This is a genomic window from Altericroceibacterium endophyticum (assembly GCF_009827595.1).
In the GTDB taxonomy this organism is placed as follows: Bacteria; Pseudomonadota; Alphaproteobacteria; order Sphingomonadales; family Sphingomonadaceae; genus Altericroceibacterium; species Altericroceibacterium endophyticum.
The window spans coordinates 217,347-238,347 of record NZ_WTYT01000002.1; the positions used below are offsets into that span (position 1 = coordinate 217,347).

A 21,001-nucleotide genomic window follows, 5' to 3' on the forward strand; every position below is an offset into this window, starting at 1 on the left:
CTCGTCACGAGCGCGCGCTTACTAAAATGACTAGTTCGAGTCAAGATATGCGAGCTGCGTGGCACGTTCCCAAAGCGGGTTGATATTCGGCAGCGGATCTTCGCTCCACCGGCGCATATCATAGGCCGAAAGCCACAATGCATCGCCATGCGGCACCGAATTCGTCATCCGGTAAAAAGACAACGCGCGTTGAGCGCTCATGCCCATTTCCTGGTAATAAACAAGATATTTGCGATGTTCGGGCGACGCCATGGCATAATCATCTGCCTCGAGCCCGCGTTCATCCATCCACGCATGAACGGCAAACTCTGCGCCATTTTCCATGCTGCGATCGACGCCGGCAAGAAACAATTCCACGGCCCCGGAACGTACCGAGCCATTGGCGGGAACATGCGTTGCGATTCCCGCTGCCCGAATCATCCGGCCGACAGTCAGATTCGCGCTATCGTCATAGGTGCCGGGAGCCTCCACCATCTCGAGCAGAGCGATATCAGGGTAATGGCGCAGCATAGCGGCCAGTTGCTCGGGACTATTCGTGTCCGTCGGCCCAACAATAGCGGCGCGGCGTGCATCCAGCACCTGAAAAGGACCAAACCGCTGTTTCGCCTGAATATGTTTGGCACTGTGATCGACCGTGACTTCAGTCCGCTGCGCCTTCTCAGCGTTAACAATTTCGGATTTATCGGCGCCCTGTTCGCCCACAAAATCAGCTGTTGCTTCAGCAGGGGCCGCATAAGGAAGCACCGTTTCATAATCGATATGATGGGTTCCCGCCCAACTGGTGGGCGTCCATGCAAAAAAGAGGGCAAGGCAAAGGAAAAACCGCATCACAGGTAAACTGCGCGTCTTTCCCTATGTTCGGGTGAAGCATTATAGTTACTGTTATTTTAACCATATCTTCATTTCGTCTGTTGAAGCGTTATAGGTTGCGGCGGGGGGAAACGATAATGGTGGCACTGGTTCAGACGGCAGCGTATCTCGGCCTTGAGGCGCGCCCGGTCGAAGTGCAGTGTCAAATCGCGCCCGGCCTGCCCCGTTTCACTATTGTCGGCCTGCCGGATAAGGCCGTGGGCGAAAGCCGCGAACGTGTTCAGGCCGCCTTGTCCGCCATGGGGCTGGCACTGCCGCCCAAACGAATCACGATTAATCTGTCACCGGCAGATCTGCCCAAGGCCGGGTCGCATTACGATCTGCCTATCGCCCTGGCTTTGCTGGCGGCAATGGGGGTGGTCGATGCCGAAGAAATGACCGAATGGGTGGCCGTGGGCGAGCTGGCACTGGATGGCCGAATCGTGCCCTCCCCCGGTGTGCTGTTGGCCGCGCTCCATGCCAGTGGTCTCAGCAAAGGGCTGATTTGCCCTACATCGCAGAGTTCTGAGGCACGCTGGGCCGGAGACATCAGCATTTGCGCGGCAAACAGCCTGATCGCCCTCCTCAACCACCTCAAAGGCACGCAGCGTCTGCCGGAGCCGGAACGCGGCGAAGCCGCGCACATCGCCACCGGCCCCGATCTCAAACAGGTCAAAGGCCAGGAAAGCGCCCGCCGCGCGCTCGAAATCGCGGCTGCCGGCGGGCATAATCTGCTGATGACCGGCCCGCCCGGTGCAGGCAAAAGCCTGCTCGCCGCGTGCCTGCCCGGCATTTTGCCTGAGCTGACCGGACCGGAGGCATTGGAAGTATCCATGGTCGCCTCTGTCGCTGGCACTCTGGAAGGCGGTCAGATCAACCGCTCGCGCCCGTTTCGTAGCCCGCATCATTCCGCCTCCATGGCGGCCCTGACCGGTGGCGGCCTGCGCGCGAGACCCGGCGAAGTCAGTCTGGCACATATGGGCGTGCTGTTTCTGGATGAATTGCCCGAATTTCAGCGCGCCGTGCTCGATTCTCTGCGCCAGCCGCTGGAAACCGGCCGGGTTGAGGTGGCGCGGGCAAATGCGCATGTCAGCTATCCGGCTCGGGTCCAATTGGTGGCGGCGATGAATCCATGCCGCTGCGGTCATCTGGGTGACCCGGCTCTGGCCTGTTCACGCGCGCCGCGCTGCGCCGCCGATTATCAAAGCAAGATTTCCGGGCCGCTCCTCGACCGGATTGACCTGCATGTAGAAGTGGCACCGCTCAGCGCCAGAGAACTGGCCGCCCCCGTCAATGCCGAATCCTCGGAGGAGGTGGCCAGGCGCGTGAAGCAGGCAAGAATAGTGCAAGCGGCCCGTAGTGATGCGGAAACGCCCCAGACCAATGCCATGCTGGATGGAGATGCGCTGGAAACATATGCCGAACCCGATCAGGAAGGGCGGGATCTGCTGCTGCAAGCGGCCGACAAACTCCACTTGTCAGCACGCGGATATACCCGAATCCTGCGCGTCGGGCGCACCATTGCCGATCTGGCCGGGGCTAAACAGGTCAGCCGCGCCCATATCGCAGAAGCACTCAGCTATCGCCGTTCGCCGCCAAGAGCATGATAGCTCAGACAAAAGGTTGCGCGCAGCCATCCCCGCAACCTTTTATGGTATGAGCCGTTTCAACCCCATGATCGATCGAATTCTCAAGCGGCTAAGCCTCGTCCTTCCGATTGTTGCGCTGGCCGCCTGCTCTCAGAGTTCTGATAAACCACCCGTGAAGGACACCCCTGCCGAAGTGCAGCTGACCACCGGAAAAGCCGATATAGCCACGCTCTATGGCGCGGTCGACCGGCAGATCGGTCCCGCCGAAAACGCGATATTTTCCCCGGTTGGCATTCGCCAGTCCATGGGTCTCATCCATCTTGGCGCACGGGGTAAAACCGCCCGGCAGATAGAGGAATATTTTGGCCTGCCGGCTGGCGCTGACGGGGATGCGGCGCTCGCCAAACGGCGCAAGGCGCTGCTGACACCGGCAGTGCGCGTCACGCTGCGCATTGCGAATGCGCTATGGCTCGCGGATGATCGTGACTTCAATCCGACCTTTATAGATCAAGCCAAAATCCTGTTCGACAGCGGCGCGCAGGAGACAGATTTTCTAACCTCTCCGGACAATGCGGCACGGCGGATCAATGAATGGTCCGCCGCACAGACAGATGGTCTCATCCCGGAAATAGTGGCCCCCGGCAGCTTAGCTGCGGATACCGCTCTGATCGCGACGAATGCGATATTCTTTCAAGGGGACTGGCTCACGCCGTTTGGCGGCGGAGACATGCATAGCTTCCTGTTTAGCGATGGCCATGAAGAGACATTCTACATGATGAAGAGTGAAAGCCGCCACCCCTTTGCGGAATATGAGGGCTGGTCTGCCATCCGCCTGCCTTACGCGGACGAGCGCTTCGTCATGGATATCATGCTGCCACAAGAACGCACCACAACGGTGCCGGGAATTACACCAGAAATGCTGGATCAGCTGGATGCACAACTATCAGCTGCCGCCCCTACCCCGATTCGGCTGCTGCTGCCGCGTTTTGAAGCGGAGGTGACGCAGGATCTGGCGCCGGCATTGCGCGAATTGGGGATGGACCTGCCATTCTCGCGGCAAAATGCCGATCTTTCGGGGATCAGCGCGAATAGCGAATATCTCTATGTGCAGGCGATGCTGCATTCAGCGCGCCTGCAGGTTTATGAAAGGGGGACAAGGGCGGCAGCGACCACCGCCGCGATTGTCACGCCGGTTTCCATGCCCCCTCCCTTTGAAGGGCGGGACTTTCTGGTCGATCATCCGTTTCTCTTCGCGATCCGCGATACGGATAATGATGCAGTGCTGTTTTTCGGACGGATCAGCGCGCCGCTCACTTATGAGGATACGGCGGAAGAGCCCGAAAAGGCCTCAGCGCAATAATCCGCGCGCCAGCAGATCACGTTCCAGATCATCGGCATTGGCGAAATGGTGGGTGTGCCAGCCCGCCTCCCGCGCGGCAGTGATATTGGCCGAATTGTCATCGATGAAAAACAGATCGCCCGGCGCATGACCAAAACGCTGCTCTGCCAGCCGGTAGATTTCGGGTGCGGGCTTGGCGATTTTTTCCTGACCGGACACCAGAATATCACGGAAATGATCAAAAATCGGCGCTGTCGGACGGAACATGGCCCAAAAATCAGCGCCAAAATTGGTCAGGGCATAAAGCGGCACGTCCTGCGCCGAGAGCCGCCGGACCAGATCATGCGTCCCCGCAACATCGCCCGGAATGGTTTCCAGAAACCGGGTCGCATAGGCCTCTATCAGCGGTGCATATTCCGGAAATTCGAGACTGCGTTCGGCCACCATATCGGCCACAGGACGGCCAGCATCATGCTGAAAATGCCATTCTTCCGTCACGACATTGGCCAGAAACCAATCGAGCTGCTCGGGATCATCAATCAGCTTCGCAAACAGATGCCGCAAATCCCACTGGATAAGCACGCGTCCGACATCGAAAACCACCACACCGGGAGGGGTAATCTCGCTCATGCAGATATCTCCTTAGGCCGTGCCCCACGCACGTTCGGCCCGCTTTCCACCAAAGGAAAGCGGGCCGAACGTGGTGAACTTCGCAGTTCGATATTCGAGGCGACCATTCAAGGTCGCCAGTCGAATCAGCCCTGGCGGGCTTTGAACTTACGCACGGTCTTGTTGATCACATAGGTGCGACCACGACGGCGGATGACGCGGCAATCGCGGTGACGGTTCTTAAGAGACTTAAGGCTGTTGCGAATCTTCATCGTCTTGTTTCCAAAAAAAATTGTGGCACCGGAGATGGCCTCCGATGCCGAAACTTCAAGGACGGGCGTTTAACTGCCTGACCGGGAGAGTCAAGCATCAGGCGCGAATTTCGGTCAGTTTGCGCTCCCAGGCCAGCGCATGCGTGACGATTTCTTCCAGATCGTCATGACGCGGCTCCCATGGCAAGGTCGCCTTGATGCGGCGATTGTCCGAAATCAGCGAATCCGGGTCCCCCGCACGGCGCGGCCCCATGACACGTTCGATCTTGCGATTGGTCACCCGGTCCACTGCATCCAGCACTTCGAGCACGGAAAATCCCCGGCCATAACCGCAATTCATCGTTAGAGATCGCTCAGGCTGCTCCAACAGTGCCTCCAGCGCCAATACATGCGCCGCCGCCAGATCGCTGACATGGATATAATCGCGCACGCCGGTCCCGTCAGGCGTGTCGTAATCCGTCCCGAAAACCGATACATTATCCCGCTTGCCCAGCGCCGCCTCTACGGCGACCTTGATCAGATGGGTTGCCCCGGCCGTGGACTGGCCGCTGCGGGCCTGAGGGTCGGCACCAGCCACGTTGAAATAACGCAAGGCCCCATAATTGAGCCGGTGTGCCGCCGCGCTGTCGGCCAGCATCTGTTCGGTCATCAGTTTCGACCAGCCATAGGGATTGATCGGCTGCCGCGGTGTTTCTTCGCTCACGGGTGATTCGGCGGGAATTCCATAGGTCGCCGCCGTAGAGCTGAAGATGAAATGAGGAACCCCGCCCGTCACCGCCGCTTCTATCAAGGCGCGGCTCTTCACTGTATTATTGTGATAATATTTGAGCGGATTTTCGACCGATTCCGGCACGATGATCGACCCGGCAAAATGCATGATCGCGCGAATGCCGTGCTCGGCAATGATCCGCAGTACCAGCGCACTATCTTCTATATCGCCTTCATAAAGCGGAACATCTTCCGGTAAGGCGAAGCGAAAGCCGGTCGACAGATTGTCGATCACCACCACCGGCCAGTCTGCATCGCGCAGGGCCAGCACCGCATGGCTGCCAATATATCCTGCCCCACCGGTTACCAGCACCGGACAACGATCTGCCATAATCTGCTTCCTTGTTTCCCGCGCCTGTGATGGCAGCATTCTGCAAATAATGCATTAAGAGCTGCGGGAACAGCGCCCGACACGCTGGCGAAGACCTCCGTCTGCCCAGCACAAAACAGCACGCATGCAACCCGAAGCGCCGTCAGGCGTTATCCTATGGCTATGAACCGTTCAAACCCCTCTCGCCTGATGGCAGGCGCAATCGCCCTGGCCGCTGCCCTGCCCCTCGGGGCATGTGCGACCAACCACACCACCCCGGTGGAGGTGACCCGCTTTGTCGGGCCCGCCCCGGCTGAATTGGGGCGCGGCACCGTCGCGGTAATTGGCGCACCGGGCGCAGATGGTGGATCGCTGGCATTCATGCCCTATCGTACGGCCGTTGCCGAAGAACTGGCCAGGCTTGGTTATACGCTGGCAGGACCCGAATCAGCCGCGCAAATCGCCGAATTGCGCATAACGCGTCAGGTAAATGCCCCCCAGCGGCGCAATTCGCCCGTGAACGTGGGTGTCGGCGGATCGACCGGCTCCTATGGCTCCGGGGTTGGTGTCGGCATCGGTATCGATCTTTCCGGCCCGCCGCCCGAAATGGTCGAAAACGGGATCGGCCTGATCATCCGCGACAAACAAACGGGCGATGCCTTGTGGGAAGGACGCGCATCCTTCACCACCAAGGCCAATGGCGAGGATGCCATGGCAGCGCCAGCTGCACAGCGCCTCGCCCAGGCACTATTCACAGACTTTCCCGGCGAATCGGGTGAGACATTCGAGGTAAAATGACAGATATTTCCATCAATGCCGCCTGTGACAGCGGCAATATCGAAGTTCTCTCAATCAACGGTGCCGAGGCTACTTTGGCCCTGCGCAAGGATCACGACAGCGAATTTCGCCAATGGTTCCATTTTCGCGTCACCGGTGCCGAGGGGCGTCAGCTGGTGCTGAAGATAACCGGACTTCAGGAATCCGCCTATCCGCAAGGCTGGCCGAATTATCAGGCCTGCGTCTCTGAGGATCGCGATTACTGGGGCCGTGCAGAGAGCGAATATGACGCGCAGGCAGATGGCGGCACGCTCACCATTCGCTACACCCCTGCCAGCGATCTGGCGTGGTTTGCCTATTTCGCGCCCTATTCGATGGAGCGTCATCACGATCTGATCTCAGAAGCTGCCGCCAGTGAGGGCGTGACGTATCGCCAGCTGGGCCTGTCGCATGATGGTCAGCCGATCGACTGCCTGGAAATGGGTGAAGGGCAGCAGCAAATGTGGTTTTACGCACGCCAGCATCCGGGCGAAAGCATGGCTGAATGGTGGATGGAAGGCGCGCTGGAAGTCCTGTGCGATCCCGCCGATCCCGTGGGCCGGGTGCTGCGGCAGAAATGCCGGCTGCATATCGTTCCCAATTGCAACCCCGACGGCTCACGGCGCGGCCATTTGCGCACCAATGCCAAGGGCATCAATCTGAACCGCGAATGGCACGAACCCAGCCTTGAGGCTTCACCCGAAGTGCTGGCTATCCGCAACGCCATGGATGAGAGCGGCGTGGATTTTGCCATGGACGTGCATGGCGATGAAGCCATTCCCGCAGTGTTTCTGGCTGGATTTGAAGGCATTCCGGGCTGGAACGATGAATTGGGCGATGAATTCTATCGCTATCGCGCCATCCTTGAACGCCGGACACCCGATTTTCAGACCAAGAAGGGCTATCCTGTCACGCCCGAAGGAAAGGCCAATCTCTCCATCAGCACCAATCAGGTGGCGCAGCGCTTCGGCGCCTGTTCGATGACGCTGGAAATGCCGTTTAAGGACAATGACGACCTGCCCGATCCCGAACAGGGGTGGAGTCCCGAGCGGTGCAAATTGCTTGCCCGCGAATGTCTGGCTTCGCTGGCCGAGTGGCTCGACGATTAAACCGGCCTTAAAGGCTCCCCGGCCCGAAAGCGTCGGGGAGCAATTCGGACAGCGTCTTTTCCTGCACGCTATCCGGCCCGCATGACCAGATAACTGGGTCGGTTCCGCCCAGCGCGGCGAGTTCAAACAGGATCTGACGGCATCGTCCGCAGGGTGTTACCACCCCGTCCCCGCTGCCAGTAACGGCCACGGCAACCAGGCCCCCACGGCGCCCCTGCTCCATCGCTTTGCCCACTGCGATTGTTTCAGCACATAAGGCCAGACCATAGCTGGCATTTTCTATATTCGTGCCGGTGACAATCGCCCCGTCAGCAAATAGCAGCGCCGACCCGACATTAAACTGAGAATAGGGTGCATAGGAATGCTGCGCTGCGCTGCGTGCGGCGGCGATCAGACGCTCACGATCGACTGCAGAAATTGTTGTCATGGTTGGGCCACTATCCATCTTACCGGCATATCGCTGGCGGCATTGCGCAATTGGGCATTGGCTGTCCACAAGGTCCATGGCCGGCCAGCGTAATCGGGTTGAAACCAGTCGCGCGTCAGCCACAGATTGCGGTCAATGCGCGTGGCAATATTATACCGCTCCTCAAAACTCGGTGAAATCTTCAGGATTGCAGGCTGACCGACATGCCCCTCAATCTGATTGAGAAAGGTCGTCAGTTCGCTCTCAACCGCTGCATCGCTGACATTTTGCGGACAATCATCCGCCAACCGGTCCAGCTCGATCGCTGGAGGCAGGCTGGAGGCCGCACGTGGGACAATCGTGACGAAATTCGCGGCCTGCACTTCTGCCGAAACGCATGGGTCATACGAATGGATGACACCGAAGGGCAAATCACTTTCCCGTACCCGGTCCAGATTTTGCGCAAAGGAAGGGTCGCGGGCGGAGCGCCCGTCGCTTGCCTCCAGATAGACGAAATCCGCGTGAATCGCGCGCAAGGCACGAAAATCGACCGCGCCATCACGCTCGCCGATTTCCACACCCTGATAGGGAAATTCGCTCCGCTCAGGTGTCCAATGCTGCCATTGCCACCATTGCCATCCGGCGAAGCACAACGCTGCCAGCACGGTTAGCGCAGCGATGCGCCAGCTCCACGGAAACATCCGTTTCTTGCCCATTGAGTTCCCGCTTCCCCCTCAGCCTCTGATATGAAGAACACAGAGGAGGGTAAAGAGCCGGCGCGAGGTGGGAAAATCGGTTTCCACCTTCTCCTCCAGCGTTTCCATCAGCAAGCGGGTCGCCTGATCATGCACAGCGCGGCGCGCCATATCCACGGTTTCAATTTCTTCTGCGGACGCCTTGCGAATGGCTTTGTAATAGCTTTCGCAAATGGCAAAATATTCACGTACCGGTCGGCGGAACCGCGCCAGCCCCAACATGATCGACCCGGCATCCTGACCGGCGCCATCGCGAATTCCCATGATGAGCCGACCTTCATGGACCGACAGGCTCAGCGACCATGGACCGACATGACCCTGTTCCATCGCCCGCAGTGGCTTGAATTGATTCTCTTCCACCAGATCCTGCATCGCGACCTGACGTTCCTGCTCCACGTCAGGATTTCGCCACAGAATCGTGGCTTCGTCGAGCTCGACCTTGGAGATGCGATGCGGGTCCATAAGTACCATTCCTTTCGCAGAGGTACGGCACTTGCGCAAATACCAAACGAATCCATCCCCACTATCCACAGGCAGTGATGCCCCGCTGCATCTTGCGGTGATGACCGGTTAGGCCCATCAAAGCACTATGGCCGAAACCTCTGTCCTTGTTCGCTCCGATGCACCGTCCTCCTCTTCTGACAAAGGGGACATTGTCGGCCGTATTCTGCCTGCCAATCTGGAGGCTGAGGCCGCCTTTATCGGCGCGGTACTGATCGATAACCGCGTGCTGGAAGAATTGCCCATCGCGCTGAAGCCCGATCATTTCTTCGAGCCGCTCCATGGCCGCATTTACGAACGTATGCTGACGCTGCTAGACCGGGGCATGGTGGTGACACCGGTCACGCTGAAACCCTATTTCGACGGCGATGAGGCGTTGAAGGAACTGGGTGGCAGTTCCTATCTCGCGCAATTGACGGCGGATGGTCAGGGGCTGCTCGCCACGCGCGAACTGGCACAGCAGATCTATGATCTCGCGCTGCTGCGCGAATTGGTCAGCGTGGGCCGCAGTCTGGTGGAAGGCGCGCTGGACACATCGGATGAAGTGGAACCGATGCGCCAGATCGAGGAAGCGGAAGCATCCTTGTTCCAGATCGCCGAAGGTGCTGCTGGCACCAAGGACGCCGATAGTTTCCGAGGCGCCACGGGCAAGGCGCTGGAAATGATCGAGACCGCGATCAATTCCGGTGGCCATGTTTCGGGCAAGACCACCGGGCTTACGTCGATCAATGAAAAAATCGGCGGCCTGCACGATTCGGATCTTATCATTCTCGCCGGGCGTCCGGGCATGGGTAAAACCTCACTAGCGACCAACATCGCCTTCAATTGCGCGGACCGCCTGCTGCGCGACAAGCGCGACAATATTGAAAAATCAGTGGGTGCGGGCGTCGCCTTTTTCAGTCTGGAAATGTCGAGCGATCAGCTCGCCACGCGTATTCTGGCTGAACAGGCCGGTATTTCTTCCGAAGCTCTGCGCATGGGTAAAATCAGCCGCGATGATTTTCAGCAGCTGTCCTATGCCAGCCAGCGTCTGGCCGAATTGCCGCTATTCATTGATGACACTCCCGCCCTCTCCATCGCCGCCCTGCGCACCCGCGCGCGGCGGCTGAAGCGGCGCCATGATATCGGGCTGATCGTGGTCGATTACCTGCAGCTGCTACAGGGCACGCGCCGTAATCAGGACAACCGCGTGAACGAAATCTCCGAAATCAGCCGGGGCCTGAAAACGCTGGCCAAGGAACTGGAATTGCCGGTGATCGCGCTGTCCCAGCTCTCCCGCGCCGTGGAACAGCGCGATGACAAACGGCCGATGCTGTCCGATTTGCGTGAATCCGGCTCGATCGAGCAGGATGCGGATATGGTGTGGTTCGTTTATCGGGAAGATTATTATGTCGCATCACGCGAACCGAAACGCCCGATAGAAAGCGACGAGCCCAAGCTGCATGAGGCCCACGCCGCCTGGGCTGCAGAAATGGAGCGGGTCTACGGTCTGGCCGAGCTGATCGTCGCCAAACAGCGCCACGGTTCCACCGGCAAGGTCCGCATGCGCTTCGAACCGCGGATCACGCGCTTCTCCGATCTGGCAGAAGGCGAAATGCAGCCGGGCGATTACGACTGATCTGCCCGCATCCGATTCTTGAGCGCGCCCGACTTGCGCGCTCAATCCAGTCAGGGGCCACAGGTCCAGACGCCATCGATTGACAGCTCTTCCCCATTAATCCCCGATACGCTCATCAGCGCGGGGTATGGCGGCGATTCATTATCGCTCATGGCCATGTCGGATGCGCGTTCAACCGTCACGCTCCAATCGCCACCGGCGAATGTGCTCCCATTGATCAGCGCGTCATAGCCACCCTCCTCTCCGCCTTTAAGCAGAGTAATCTTGCCATTGGGCTTGAACACCGCGCTCGCAGGGCTTTCTTCGTCCACGAACCCTTTCGCGACAAGCAGGGCGGCCTGCCCCGTCTGCGGCGCGAAAGCACAGCCAAGTTCACCCGGCATTTCAATCTGCTCCAGATCGCCCCGGCCAAGCGGAGCGATGAGCAAGCCTGCCGCGGAAGCGGGTTCCGGCGTAGCGCTGGCTTGGGCTGCCGGATTATCACTTTGTTGCGGTGAACACGCCGCCAGCACCGATAGCGGCAACACCCAGGCGCTTTGTGTGATCCATTTCACGCTGTTTCTCCTTGATCAGAATATAAACGCCTCAGATCACCGCAATATCCCGAGCTATTGCCCCAGATTGAGCCGCCGGCTGACCGTGTAATCCACCACCGACACCAGAAACCAACTCGCCCACCAGCGAATCCGGTTGAAGAATGTTGCGCGTTTTTCATGCGCCTGCTTGGTCACCCGTTCGGAAGCAGGGCAGTAATGATCAATGAATTCACGCAGCTGCTCTGCCAGCCCGGCATCTTCGATCCGGAGCACGATTTCGAGATTGATGTAGAGGCTGCGCATGTCGAAATTGGCGCTGCCCAAATACACCACATCATCAAGCACGATCAGTTTTGTATGCAGTTTGCAGGGCTGGAATTCGTAGATAGCTGCCCCCGCATCCAGCAATTTGCGATACAGCGCCCTGGATGCCGCGATCGTGGCGGTATTGTCTGATTTCCCCGCCAGAATCAGCCGCGCCTCGCCCTTCCTTGCAATCCGGCGGAGACGTTTGCGCAGGCGCGGTGAAGGCGAGAAATAGGCCATCACCATATCGATCCGATTGGCCCGCTGCAGATCACGCCCCACGGCGTGTGCCCAACTGGACAGGCCGCGTGTCGGCCCGCCAACCAGCACGCGCACCGGGCCGGAACCGCCATCCCATTGACGCACCATGCGGCGGATCACACGCCATTGCGCCTTTGGGTTGCCGGTCCATTCTTCAAGCCGTGCGAACCATTCTCCGATGGGGTCGACCACCGGCCCCTCTATGGTGACCCCGAGGTCGTTCCAGCCATTATCGCGTGGCGGTGCGAAATAGCTGTTTTCAATGTTAAACCCGCCAAGCATCGCCTTCCGGCCATCAACCAGCAGTATTTTCTGATGATTGCGAATCAGATAGCGGCGGCTCCAGCGCGGGCTGAAAACACGAAAATCACCGCCCGCCTTGATGAAACCGGCGAAGAACGCCTCATCCGCTTCGGCACCAAAACCATCCACCAACAGCGTAACGGCCACCCCTCGCTCGGCCGCCTTTTGCAAGGCATCGCGCACTTTCTGTCCGGTGTAGTCGGTGGCAAAAATATAGAAGCAGACCTTGAGCGAGACCCGCGCATCATCGATCAGATCCAGCAACGCCCGCAGCCGCGCGGAACCCTGCGGATGGAACGTCAGGTCCAGCCCCTGCGCATGTGCCTGAAAACTCTCAGGATCACGATAGGCCAAGGGATTCCCGCGGGCAGGTAGAGTCGATGTCATCATTCTTCTGTAGCACCGCATTGCCAGTGGAAAACCTTGACTTTTTGCGCCCACGTCACTAAGCATTCCGCTTTCAAGCTATATCCACCCTTTTCTATCGGAGTGCCCCTATGGCGCGCGTTACCGTCGAAGATTGCGTCGACAAGGTTTCCAACCGTTTCGATCTCGTCCTGCTTGCTGCACAGCGTGCGCGGGAAATTTCCGGCGGGGCCGAACTCACTCTTGACCGCGATCGTGACAAGAACCCTGTGGTTGCTCTGCGCGAAATCGCTGAACAGAACGTCAAACCGAGCGAATTGAGCGAAAGCCTGATCCAGTCGCTGCAACGCGTTCTGCCTGATGATGAAGATGAAGCCGATGAAGTCGGTTCGCTGAGCCAGTCAGCCGAAGCTATGCGCCTCACCGCATCGGCACCGGCCCGCTCCACTTCCGTGGGTAGCGATTACGAAAGCTGATTCGGAACGGCAGATTCTGGCGAAAGAATTCACGGCCGCGATCCAACCGGATTGCGGCCGTTTTCGTTTGAACTTGGGCCATGTCCGCTCTGCTCTCGACATTTCCGGGCCGTTGAATAAAGTTTCGGAAACGGGGAAATTATGAACGACATTTCAGATGCATCTGGCACGCCGGGAGCAGGCGCAGCATCAACCAAAGCGGACGCGCCAGCAGCAGCACCGCATGACAGCAATGGTGAGATTGGCCCTGACGGCCACACGCATGAGCATAACTGCCTGAATTGCGGCACCCAGCTGATCGGCTCCCATTGCCATGCCTGCGGTCAGCACGCCCATGTCCACAAGACACTCGGCGCGTTCTGGCATGATCTGTTGCACGGCGCTTTGCATTTTGAAGGCAAGATCTGGCACACATTGCCCCTACTCGCCTGGCGCCCGGGCCAGTTGACCAGACGCTATATCGACGGCGAACGGGCGCGCTTCGTTTCCCCCATGGCGCTGTTTCTGTTCGCGATTTTTCTGATCTTCGCAATGTTTCAGGTGGCAGGTATTGCTCCGCCCGCGACGTTGAATGCCACGCCGGGAGTGGTGCGAGAATTTGAAACGGCCCGCGACACGCTGGAGCAGAGACGTGATCGGGCACGCAAGGAGCTCAGCGCCTTGCCCGCGAATGATTCCGGCCGAGCAAAGCTTCAGCAGCAATTGGCGGAAGCGGAAGCCGGGCTGACCGCGTTCGACACGACGCAGCCACTCATCACCCAAGACGGCCGCACGGGAATGGGTGAATGGCACTCAGGCTGGAAAAGGCTCGACAAGGGCATCCACAAGGCGATCCATAATCCAGGCCTGGCAATGTATAAATTGCAGGCCAACAGCTACAAATTCTCGTGGCTGCTGATCCCTCTTTCACTGCCCTTCATGTGGTTGCTCTTTTTCTGGAAGCGGCGCTTTGGGCTGTATGATCACGCAATTTTTGTGACCTATTCGCTCAGCTTCATGTCCCTTTTATTCGTGACGCTGTCTATCCTCGGGCTGTCGGGCGTGTCCGGCTATGTATTGACCATAATCGGGGCGACAGCCGCCTTCTGGCATATTGGGCGCCAGCTCCGCGGAACCTATGCGCTCAGCCACTTTTCTGCTCTTTGGCGGCTGATAATGATGTGTGTGTTTATCACGATCATCGTCGTGATCTTTGTCGCTCTCTTGTTGCTGCTCGGCCTGCTGTGAGCGCACAGCGCCAGCACGCAATGTCAGCGGCGCAGCCGCCTTCCAACCGAAGAGCCGACTGCCGATATATAAAAAAAGGGGCCACTTCACAGAACTGAAGCGGCCCCTTTAATTTTGAGAGCGGACAGAGGCAGATCAGGCGCCTTGTGGTTTCATCCCACCTTCGCCGCCGAAACGCTTGCCTGACTTCGGAATGGCCGAGCCGTGCATGGGCTTAACCACAGCCGGGCCAATCGGCTCATCAGGACGGTCGACTTTGCCGCTATCGAGGAGCTTCTTGATTTCCTCACCGGTCAAAGTTTCATATTCGAGCATGGCCTGGGCGAGCAATTGCAGTTGGTCCTCATGCTCGGTGAGAATGTTTCTCGCCTTGGCATGCGCACCATCCACCAGACCGCGAATTTCGCTGTCGATCAATTTGCTCGTTTCATCAGACATCATCAGGCGTTGATTGCCGCTCATGCCCAGATAGCCTTCCTGGCTCTGTTCATATTGCAGCGGGCCGAGTTTGTCCGACATGCCCCATTTCGTGACCATGTTGCGGGCCAGATCGGTGGCATATTGAATATCCGAAGATGCGCCTGAAGACACCTTGTCATGGCCAAAGATCAATTCTTCCGCCACGCGGCCACCCATACTTACCGCCAGATTGGCGTGCATCTTGTCACGATGATATGAATAGCTGTCACGCTCCGGCAGACGCATCACCATACCGAGTGCCCGGCCACGTGGAATGATCGTGGCCTTATGGATCGGGTCAGATGCCGGTTCATGCACCGCGACGATGGCATGGCCAGCCTCATGATAGGCGGTCATCTTCTTCTCATCATCGGTCATGACCATGCTCCGGCGTTCGGAGCCCATCATCACCTTATCCTTGGCATCTTCAAATTCCTGCATCGCCACGAGCCGCTTGTTGCGGCGCGCCGCCAGCAAGGCAGCCTCATTCACCAGATTGGCAAGATCGGCACCGGCGAAACCGGGCGTACCGCGGGCAATCGTACGCGGATTGACGTCAGGTGCCAGCGGCACCTTCTTCATATGCACGGCCAGAATCCGCTCGCGCCCGTCAATATCGGGCACCGGCACAACGACCTGACGGTCAAACCGGCCGGGGCGCAGCAATGCCGGGTCAAGCACGTCGGGGCGGTTGGTGGCGGCGATGATGATGATACCTTCATTGGCTTCAAAACCATCCATCTCGACCAGCAACTGGTTGAGTGTCTGTTCGCGTTCGTCATTCGAATTGCCAAGCCCATGGCCACGGCTGCGGCCTACGGCATCAATTTCGTCGATGAAGAGAATACAAGGCGCATTCTTCTTCGCCTGTTCGAACATGTCGCGCACGCGGCTTGCGCCGACGCCGACAAACATTTCGACAAAATCCGAACCTGAAATGGTGAAGAAGGGAACGCGTGCTTCACCCGCAATGGCGCGGGCCAGCAAGGTCTTACCTGTACCGGGCGAACCGACCAGCAGGGCACCCTTGGGAATTTGACCGCCCAATTTGGAAAAACGCTGCGGATCGCGCAGAAATTCGACGATTTCCTGCAGTTCCTCACGCGCTTCATCGATACCGGCGACATCGTCAAAAGTGACGCGGCCCTGCTTTTCGGTCAGCATCTTGGCCTTGGATTTGCCAAAGCCCATGGCACCCGAACCGCCGCCCTTTTGCACCTGACGCAGAGCGAAGAACGCGACACCCAGAATAAGCAGGAAGGGCAAGGACTGGATCAGAATATAGGCCAGAACACCCATTTCTTCCTTCTTGGCCCCGGAATAGCGCACCCCGTTGCTGTCCAGCAATTTGGTGAGTTCCGTATCATTGGCCACTGGCACGGTGGAAAAGGTTTTGCCATTTTCCAGCTTGCCGGTGATCTGATCCGGGGAGATCTTCACCTCCTCGACACCACCCGCGGCAACTTTGGCGCGGAAATCCGAATAGCCCAGCTGCGTGTCGGTGCTCGTCGCCGGTCCATTGAACATGGACACCACGATCATCAGAGCGAGGAAAACCCCGCCCCAGATCATCAGGCTTTTCACCCAGGGATTGCCGTTGTTATTTTCATCCGGCTCGCGCTTGTCGCTCATATTTACGGAATCCTACCTTTCAGCGTTCTAATGTAGGCCATGAAAGGTGAATGGCAAGTTGACTCGCTACGGAGAAAATCTGCCAATCCCGCCAAATTGCAATCAGCGGAAGCGGGCCGGCCAGATACCTTGCTTGCCGGGCGCCAGAATCCCCACCGGATCGAGCGCATCCTTCAATGTCTGATTTAGTCTGCGCAGAGCGTGGCCGTTAAAATCAAATGTATCGGCAACCGGATCCATATAATCAATATGCGTGCGATATTCGCCAAAGCCAGCCTGATGCGTGTCCTGGATCAGCGCTTCGAACAAAGCGTTCACCCGGCGTTGCTGATCGCTATCGTCGCGATCATATAATATTTCGTTCACCGCCACGGTCTGACGCCCGCCGACTCCGAAGGCCCCGTAATAATCGACGCCGAATTCTTCATAGCGTTCACGGGTACGGGTAAATTGTTCGGCAGCGAGCTTGGCATCCGACGGCATGATCGGTGAAAAACCAATATGCCCACCGCGCCCGCCATACCAGTCGATCATCATCATATCTCTGGTGCTGGGGATGCCTGCCCGGCTGAGACCGAAATCATCGCCCTTCCGCCAGGTCAGCCAATCGGGCGCCGCGATGCCCGCAGCCTGTGCCGCTGCGCTGATAATCCTGGCCTTGGCCGCGATTACCTCTTCCGGACCGTAGAGATTGACCTGCGCATTCCACCAGCCGATTCCCAATTTCTGACGGATTTCGCGCCCCGCATCTTCGGGCAGAAGGCCTTCCCCCTGCCAGAACATCGAACGCGGACCGACATAGCTGGCGATACCGACATAAGAGACCCAAGCTGCGTCATGATCAATTATCCCGCGCTGGCGCAGCGGCTGAAACAAAGCGATACCCTTGGCGATGTCATCGGCCTCAGGCAGTTGCAGCTCCAAGGTCATGGTCGCTTCAGGTGCCGGCATCAGCCACAAGCCAAGACGGGTGACAACGCCAAAATTAGACTGGCAGAAGAGCTGATCCCACCCAGGACCATAGCTGTTATGCGTGACATGAAATGCCTTGCCATCGGCAATCGCCCCGGCGCCGGTCCGCACCAGCGAACCATCGGGCAAGACAGCCTCTATCCCGCAAATCTGCGCCGCATGATCGCCATAGGGTTGCGGACCAACACCGCGTTCAAGCGCATTACCAGCCACACTGCCCCAGCTATTGCCAGGCACGCTCATCCATAAGGGATGCCCCATTTCGGCCAGAAAATCATAAAGATCGAAGAAGCTGACGCCAGGTTCCACGACGCAATAGCCGAGCGCGGTATTGATCTCGAGAATACGGTTCATGCGCGACAAATCGAGTATTACCGCTCCGGCCTGCACCGGCGCCGAACCACCATAGCCAAGATTTTTGCCGCGACTTATGGGCCATAGCGGAACCCGCGTAGCAGAGGCCGCCTTCAGCAGGTTTCGCACCTCATCAACATTTTGCGCGGCGACGGCGCCAGCTGGCGCATGGCTTTTCAGATCAAAAGCCATCTGGTCAGCATAGCTCAGCTGGTCTTGCTCGCTGTTGAAAACACGCGCCTCGCCGACAATCGCACGAGCAGCATCCCAAAAGCGCGCAAGCGCATTCTGGTCGATAAGTTCAGCAGTCATCACACGCATCTCTCCCTCGCCTTTTCTAGGCAGGGTACAGCAACAGGCGCAAGCTAACAGATGTTACGATAGACATTGCCCTGCGGTCACACGCATGGTCAAAAGGCCAGTGCTGCAGATAGAAACGGTGAATTTGTAAGGATAAAATTGTAATGGTGAGGAGGTACGGGAAACCTCCTCACCATTACGTTTTTGCAGCCGCTAAAAGGGGGCATGCGGCCGCAAAAACGAGGACTATGGTCTGCCCGGCGGGGTCCGATGCCGTGCAATATCGACCGTGTCGATTGGCTAACGAGGCAGGGCTTTTCGCGTTCCCTGTTACGGAAAAAATTTGCGGTCGATATGTATAAAGGTCAGTGGCCGCGTTGATATGCGGTGCCGCAAGAGGGGTATCAGTCGATACTAAGCTGGCGCTGACCGATCAGACCCAGTTCCCCTTCACCATAGAGATAATCCTTGGTGAAATTGGCATATTCTTCGAGCCGCTGACGATCCTTCGCCGTTACATGCCCGCGCTTGAGGTCGAGAATACCTTCCTCACGCAAAGTACGAAGGGTACGGTTCATGTGAATCGCAGTCGTCCCGCACATATCCGCCAAATCGCTTTGGGTGACCGGCATGTAGAAGCCCGCGTCATCAGCCAGTCCCACCATTTGGAGCCGGCACCACATCTCCGCGCATAAATGCGCAAGGCGGCCATCGGCAGGCATCCGCTCCATCGCCATGATCCATTCGCGGTGGATGGCCGCATCCAGCAATGTTGAGAACCACAAGAGGCGAGTGAGATGCGGCTCGTTTTCAAGCACTTCGCGCAGTCGCTCATGCGGAACATAGCCGATCCTTGCCGGACCGACGGTCACGATATCGTGATCCAGTCGCTTCAGCGCAAAAGCGTGCAAATCTACAAAGTCCCCCGGCACCTGAACGCCAACGATAAAGCGTTTATCGCTTGAGCGGATCTGCCGGATCACAAATCCTTCAATCAGCATGGTGCTGCGGTCACAGAGCTGCCCGCGCTCCAGCACCACATGCTCACCATCTGCATAGTATTCTTCGGTTTCGATCAGGGATTCCAGCAGGTCCCGCTCACGTTCGGTCAAGGCATGTCGCAACCGACCGAGCAAAAACCTCCCCGTACGGGGAAATCGGGCGATTTCCTGTTCAACTGAAATTGGCAAAAAGGTGCCCCCATGCGTTACTCTCAAATCCCAGCCCCACCTTGGAGCGACAGGAGCGATATTTGCCTTACTTTTCCTAGGGTCAGTCGATTTTTTCAACCCGCTGGATGGGGAAAATTTTCTTCCTTGGCGTTCCCGGGGGAATCTCTAGAACACAAACCATGAGAAATGCGAGCATAACGCCCTCTTTTGCAGATGATGTCGCCTTGCGTCACAGTGTTGCAGATGGGTGGACCTTATGCACTCTGGTGGGGATTGAGGGCAGCTTTTCCCGCCGCCTTGGCGCACAGCTTGCGATTGGCCCCGATGGTACGCTCGCCGGAAGCCTGGCCGATGGCTGCCTGGAGCAGCAATTGGTGAGCGAAGCAAAAACCGCCTGTGCCGCAGGCGCGCCGATACTGAAACGGTTTGGCGCAGGATCATCTGTCATCGATTTTCAGCTCCCTTGCGGAAGCGGGCTGGACATATTGATCGATCCAGCGCCCGATCAGCCTTCACTGACCCGTACGATTGATGCACTCGACAATCGGAAGCCAGCAGAGCTGGGCCTGCCGCTTCCAGCCAATGCCCCCGCCAGCCTGCTGCAAAAGCGGCTTTACAAGCCAGCACTGCGACTGCTGATTTTTGGCGAAGGTCCGGAGCTTGAACAGCTGCGTGCACTTGCCTTGTCTTGCGAATTTGACACCGTGAGCTTTGATCGCCGCGATCCGCAGCAGCTTGCACTAGGCCAGAAACCACAAGCAGTGTCCGATCCACAAAGCGCGATAGTTCTGCTGTTTCATGATCATGAATGGGAACGCAGCATTCTGGAATGGGCGCTAGAGAATCCGGGTTTTTACCTTGGTGCCCAAGGGGGACAAATCGCCCGCCAGAACCGTTTGGAAATGCTGCAGGACCGGGGATATTCGGCGCAGGCACTGACGCGAATACGCAGCCCGATTGGCCTGATTCCGCATAGCCGCGACCCCGCGATTCTGGCCCTGTCGGTACTGGCCGAAGTCGTCGCGCAATATGAGCAGCAGCAGACGAGCTGATAGTGACCCGATGACGTCTACCGCGACCACGACCGTAGCTATTTTGGCCGCAGGGCAAGCACAACGCTTTGGTGGCGGCAAGCTGGATGCAATATGCGCCGGACGCAGATTGGGGGAATGGGCGATCCTGGCGGTTGAAGCGGCCGGCTTTTCCCCCGGAATCGTGATCGTCCCGCCAGAATGCCCCGCCTTTCCTCGCGCGCATCCCCAATGGCGCTGCGTCACCAATCACGCGGCCAAGGATGGTATTGGTACATCGGTAGCGCTTGCGGCCCAGACCGCACAGCACGATGGTGCGAAGGGACTTTTGCTTATGCTGGCCGATATGCCCTTGCTGGAGCCTGCACATTTGCGTGCCTTGCCCGGACCAACGGCGGCGGCCACCCGGCAAAGAGATGGCAAGCCGGGCACGCCCGCTTTCTTCCCGGCAAGCCTGCTGAAAGCCCTGGCAATGATGGACCCTGCCCATGGGGCGGCGTCTATGTTGCTAAAGCAGCCTGATCTGCGCTGCTATTCGCCCGCTTCCACCAGCCTTGCGGATGTGGACTATCCGATGGATCTCAAAAAAGTGGCCGCGGAGCTCCTGTGATCAGCTCCACGCTTTTAGACGCGCTCTGATAGCTGCACGCATTCTGTTCAGAGGA

Annotated in this window: 21 protein-coding genes; 9 read left to right on the top strand and 12 right to left on the bottom strand. The window is 58.2% G+C overall.

Features of this window, described 5'->3' with window-relative positions:
* Positions 1-30: 30 nt before the first annotated feature.
* On the bottom strand, positions 31-828 hold the full coding sequence (locus GRI91_RS05035; protein ID WP_160735546.1) for an alpha/beta hydrolase: 798 nt from the start codon (positions 826-828) through the stop codon (positions 31-33).
* 119 nt (positions 829-947) lie between these two features.
* Here GRI91_RS05035 and GRI91_RS05040 point away from each other — a divergent pair, with 119 nt between their 5' ends.
* Positions 948-2,456 carry a YifB family Mg chelatase-like AAA ATPase gene (locus GRI91_RS05040; protein WP_160735547.1) on the top strand — a complete coding sequence of 503 codons (1,509 nt, stop codon included), beginning with the start codon at positions 948-950 and terminating at the stop codon, positions 2,454-2,456.
* 67 nt (positions 2,457-2,523) lie between these two features.
* Positions 2,524-3,798 carry a serpin family protein gene (locus GRI91_RS05045; protein WP_160735548.1) on the top strand — a complete coding sequence of 425 codons (1,275 nt, stop codon included), beginning with the start codon at positions 2,524-2,526 and terminating at the stop codon, positions 3,796-3,798.
* Here the strand turns inward: GRI91_RS05045 and GRI91_RS05050 are convergent.
* The 3 genes from GRI91_RS05050 to galE form a co-directional block, all read right to left on the bottom strand.
* The gene (locus GRI91_RS05050) at positions 3,787-4,407 is read right to left on the bottom strand and encodes an HAD family hydrolase (protein ID WP_160735549.1); all 621 of its coding nucleotides are present in this window, start codon (positions 4,405-4,407) and stop codon (positions 3,787-3,789) included. The two genes, GRI91_RS05045 and GRI91_RS05050, sit on opposite strands and share 12 nt — an antisense overlap.
* 125 nt (positions 4,408-4,532) lie before the next feature.
* On the bottom strand, positions 4,533-4,658 hold the full coding sequence (gene ykgO, locus GRI91_RS05055) for a type B 50S ribosomal protein L36 (protein WP_160735550.1): 126 nt from the start codon (positions 4,656-4,658) through the stop codon (positions 4,533-4,535).
* A 97-nt stretch (positions 4,659-4,755) separates the two neighbouring features.
* Positions 4,756-5,757: a UDP-glucose 4-epimerase GalE gene (galE, locus tag GRI91_RS05060; protein WP_160735551.1), complete on the bottom strand. Its 1,002-nt coding sequence runs from the start codon at positions 5,755-5,757 to the stop codon at positions 4,756-4,758.
* 156 nt (positions 5,758-5,913) lie between these two features.
* Here galE and GRI91_RS05065 point away from each other — a divergent pair, with 156 nt between their 5' ends.
* Both GRI91_RS05065 and GRI91_RS05070 read left to right on the top strand, forming a co-directional pair.
* The gene (locus tag GRI91_RS05065; protein ID WP_237437673.1) at positions 5,914-6,534 is read left to right on the top strand and encodes a DUF4136 domain-containing protein; all 621 of its coding nucleotides are present in this window, start codon (positions 5,914-5,916) and stop codon (positions 6,532-6,534) included.
* Positions 6,531-7,661 (top strand): M14 family metallopeptidase, encoded by a 1,131-nt coding sequence (locus GRI91_RS05070; RefSeq protein WP_160735552.1) that lies wholly within the window; start codon positions 6,531-6,533, stop codon positions 7,659-7,661. Before GRI91_RS05065 ends, GRI91_RS05070 begins: the two co-directional genes overlap by 4 nt.
* A 7-nt stretch (positions 7,662-7,668) precedes the next feature.
* On the opposite strand, the gene GRI91_RS05075 is transcribed toward GRI91_RS05070, so the two are convergent.
* The 3 genes from GRI91_RS05075 to GRI91_RS05085 are packed head-to-tail and all read right to left on the bottom strand — an operon-like array spanning position 7,669 to position 9,284.
* The gene (locus GRI91_RS05075) at positions 7,669-8,088 is read right to left on the bottom strand and encodes a cytidine deaminase (RefSeq protein WP_160735553.1); all 420 of its coding nucleotides are present in this window, start codon (positions 8,086-8,088) and stop codon (positions 7,669-7,671) included.
* Complete coding sequence (locus GRI91_RS05080) at positions 8,085-8,783, bottom strand: glycoside hydrolase family 25 protein (RefSeq protein ID WP_237437674.1); 699 nt, start codon at positions 8,781-8,783, stop codon at positions 8,085-8,087. The genes GRI91_RS05075 and GRI91_RS05080 overlap by 4 nt, the downstream gene beginning before the upstream one ends.
* 18 nt (positions 8,784-8,801) lie before the next feature.
* Entirely contained in the window at positions 8,802-9,284 is a 483-nt protein-coding gene (locus tag GRI91_RS05085) for a UPF0262 family protein (RefSeq protein ID WP_160735554.1), read from the bottom strand.
* Positions 9,285-9,411: 127 nt separating this feature from the next.
* Between GRI91_RS05085 and GRI91_RS05090 the strand changes: the two genes are divergently transcribed.
* Positions 9,412-10,941 carry a replicative DNA helicase gene (locus GRI91_RS05090; protein WP_160735555.1) on the top strand — a complete coding sequence of 510 codons (1,530 nt, stop codon included), beginning with the start codon at positions 9,412-9,414 and terminating at the stop codon, positions 10,939-10,941.
* Between the two features lie 50 nt (positions 10,942-10,991).
* On the opposite strand, the gene GRI91_RS05095 is transcribed toward GRI91_RS05090, so the two are convergent.
* Positions 10,992-11,495: a hypothetical protein gene (locus GRI91_RS05095; protein WP_160735556.1), complete on the bottom strand. Its 504-nt coding sequence runs from the start codon at positions 11,493-11,495 to the stop codon at positions 10,992-10,994.
* Positions 11,496-11,549: 54 nt separating this feature from the next.
* Complete coding sequence (locus GRI91_RS05100; RefSeq protein ID WP_237437675.1) at positions 11,550-12,701, bottom strand: phospholipase D-like domain-containing protein; 1,152 nt, start codon at positions 12,699-12,701, stop codon at positions 11,550-11,552.
* A 143-nt stretch (positions 12,702-12,844) separates the two neighbouring features.
* On the opposite strand from GRI91_RS05100, the gene rpoZ reads away from it, so the two are divergent.
* Positions 12,845-13,189, top strand: a complete 345-nt coding sequence (gene rpoZ / locus GRI91_RS05105; protein WP_160735558.1) for a DNA-directed RNA polymerase subunit omega — start codon at positions 12,845-12,847, stop codon at positions 13,187-13,189.
* A 141-nt stretch (positions 13,190-13,330) separates the two neighbouring features.
* Positions 13,331-14,416, top strand: a complete 1,086-nt coding sequence (locus GRI91_RS05110; RefSeq protein WP_160735559.1) for a DUF3667 domain-containing protein — start codon at positions 13,331-13,333, stop codon at positions 14,414-14,416.
* A 135-nt stretch (positions 14,417-14,551) separates the two neighbouring features.
* On the opposite strand, the gene ftsH is transcribed toward GRI91_RS05110, so the two are convergent.
* The 3 genes from ftsH to GRI91_RS05125 all read right to left on the bottom strand — a co-directional run bounded on the left by ftsH (position 14,552) and on the right by GRI91_RS05125 (position 19,245).
* A complete protein-coding gene (gene ftsH, locus GRI91_RS05115) occupies positions 14,552-16,507 on the bottom strand; it encodes an ATP-dependent zinc metalloprotease FtsH (protein ID WP_160735560.1) in 1,956 nt (651 codons plus the stop codon).
* A gap of 102 nt (positions 16,508-16,609) precedes the next feature.
* Positions 16,610-18,145 (bottom strand): FAD-binding oxidoreductase, encoded by a 1,536-nt coding sequence (locus tag GRI91_RS05120; protein WP_160735561.1) that lies wholly within the window; start codon positions 18,143-18,145, stop codon positions 16,610-16,612.
* Between the two features lie 392 nt (positions 18,146-18,537).
* Entirely contained in the window at positions 18,538-19,245 is a 708-nt protein-coding gene (locus tag GRI91_RS05125; RefSeq protein ID WP_237437676.1) for a Crp/Fnr family transcriptional regulator, read from the bottom strand.
* A gap of 239 nt (positions 19,246-19,484) precedes the next feature.
* Here GRI91_RS05125 and GRI91_RS05130 point away from each other — a divergent pair, with 239 nt between their 5' ends.
* Positions 19,485-20,357, top strand: a complete 873-nt coding sequence (locus tag GRI91_RS05130; protein WP_160735562.1) for an XdhC family protein — start codon at positions 19,485-19,487, stop codon at positions 20,355-20,357.
* Positions 20,358-20,367: 10 nt separating this feature from the next.
* Positions 20,368-20,946, top strand: a complete 579-nt coding sequence (locus GRI91_RS05135) for a nucleotidyltransferase family protein (RefSeq protein ID WP_160735563.1) — start codon at positions 20,368-20,370, stop codon at positions 20,944-20,946.
* Positions 20,947-21,001 lie beyond the last annotated feature (55 nt).

Coding starts and splice junctions, on each gene's coding strand:
- GRI91_RS05050 (WP_160735549.1), bottom strand. CDS start 4,407: ATGAGCGAGATTACCCCTCCCGGTGTGGTGGTTTTCGATGTCGGACGC.
- GRI91_RS05075 (WP_160735553.1), bottom strand. CDS start 8,088: ATGACAACAATTTCTGCAGTCGATCGTGAGCGTCTGATCGCCGCCGCA.
- GRI91_RS05110 (WP_160735559.1), top strand. CDS start 13,331: ATGAACGACATTTCAGATGCATCTGGCACGCCGGGAGCAGGCGCAGCA.
- ykgO (WP_160735550.1), bottom strand. CDS start 4,658: ATGAAGATTCGCAACAGCCTTAAGTCTCTTAAGAACCGTCACCGCGAT.
- GRI91_RS05035 (WP_160735546.1), bottom strand. CDS start 828: ATGCGGTTTTTCCTTTGCCTTGCCCTCTTTTTTGCATGGACGCCCACC.
- GRI91_RS05130 (WP_160735562.1), top strand. CDS start 19,485: ATGAGAAATGCGAGCATAACGCCCTCTTTTGCAGATGATGTCGCCTTG.
- GRI91_RS05080 (WP_237437674.1), bottom strand. CDS start 8,783: ATGGGCAAGAAACGGATGTTTCCGTGGAGCTGGCGCATCGCTGCGCTA.
- GRI91_RS05070 (WP_160735552.1), top strand. CDS start 6,531: ATGACAGATATTTCCATCAATGCCGCCTGTGACAGCGGCAATATCGAA.
- GRI91_RS05085 (WP_160735554.1), bottom strand. CDS start 9,284: ATGGACCCGCATCGCATCTCCAAGGTCGAGCTCGACGAAGCCACGATT.
- GRI91_RS05135 (WP_160735563.1), top strand. CDS start 20,368: ATGACGTCTACCGCGACCACGACCGTAGCTATTTTGGCCGCAGGGCAA.
- rpoZ (WP_160735558.1), top strand. CDS start 12,845: ATGGCGCGCGTTACCGTCGAAGATTGCGTCGACAAGGTTTCCAACCGT.
- GRI91_RS05040 (WP_160735547.1), top strand. CDS start 948: ATGGTGGCACTGGTTCAGACGGCAGCGTATCTCGGCCTTGAGGCGCGC.
- GRI91_RS05045 (WP_160735548.1), top strand. CDS start 2,524: ATGATCGATCGAATTCTCAAGCGGCTAAGCCTCGTCCTTCCGATTGTT.
- GRI91_RS05065 (WP_237437673.1), top strand. CDS start 5,914: ATGGCTATGAACCGTTCAAACCCCTCTCGCCTGATGGCAGGCGCAATC.
- GRI91_RS05090 (WP_160735555.1), top strand. CDS start 9,412: ATGGCCGAAACCTCTGTCCTTGTTCGCTCCGATGCACCGTCCTCCTCT.
- GRI91_RS05120 (WP_160735561.1), bottom strand. CDS start 18,145: ATGACTGCTGAACTTATCGACCAGAATGCGCTTGCGCGCTTTTGGGAT.
- galE (WP_160735551.1), bottom strand. CDS start 5,757: ATGGCAGATCGTTGTCCGGTGCTGGTAACCGGTGGGGCAGGATATATT.
- ftsH (WP_160735560.1), bottom strand. CDS start 16,507: ATGAGCGACAAGCGCGAGCCGGATGAAAATAACAACGGCAATCCCTGG.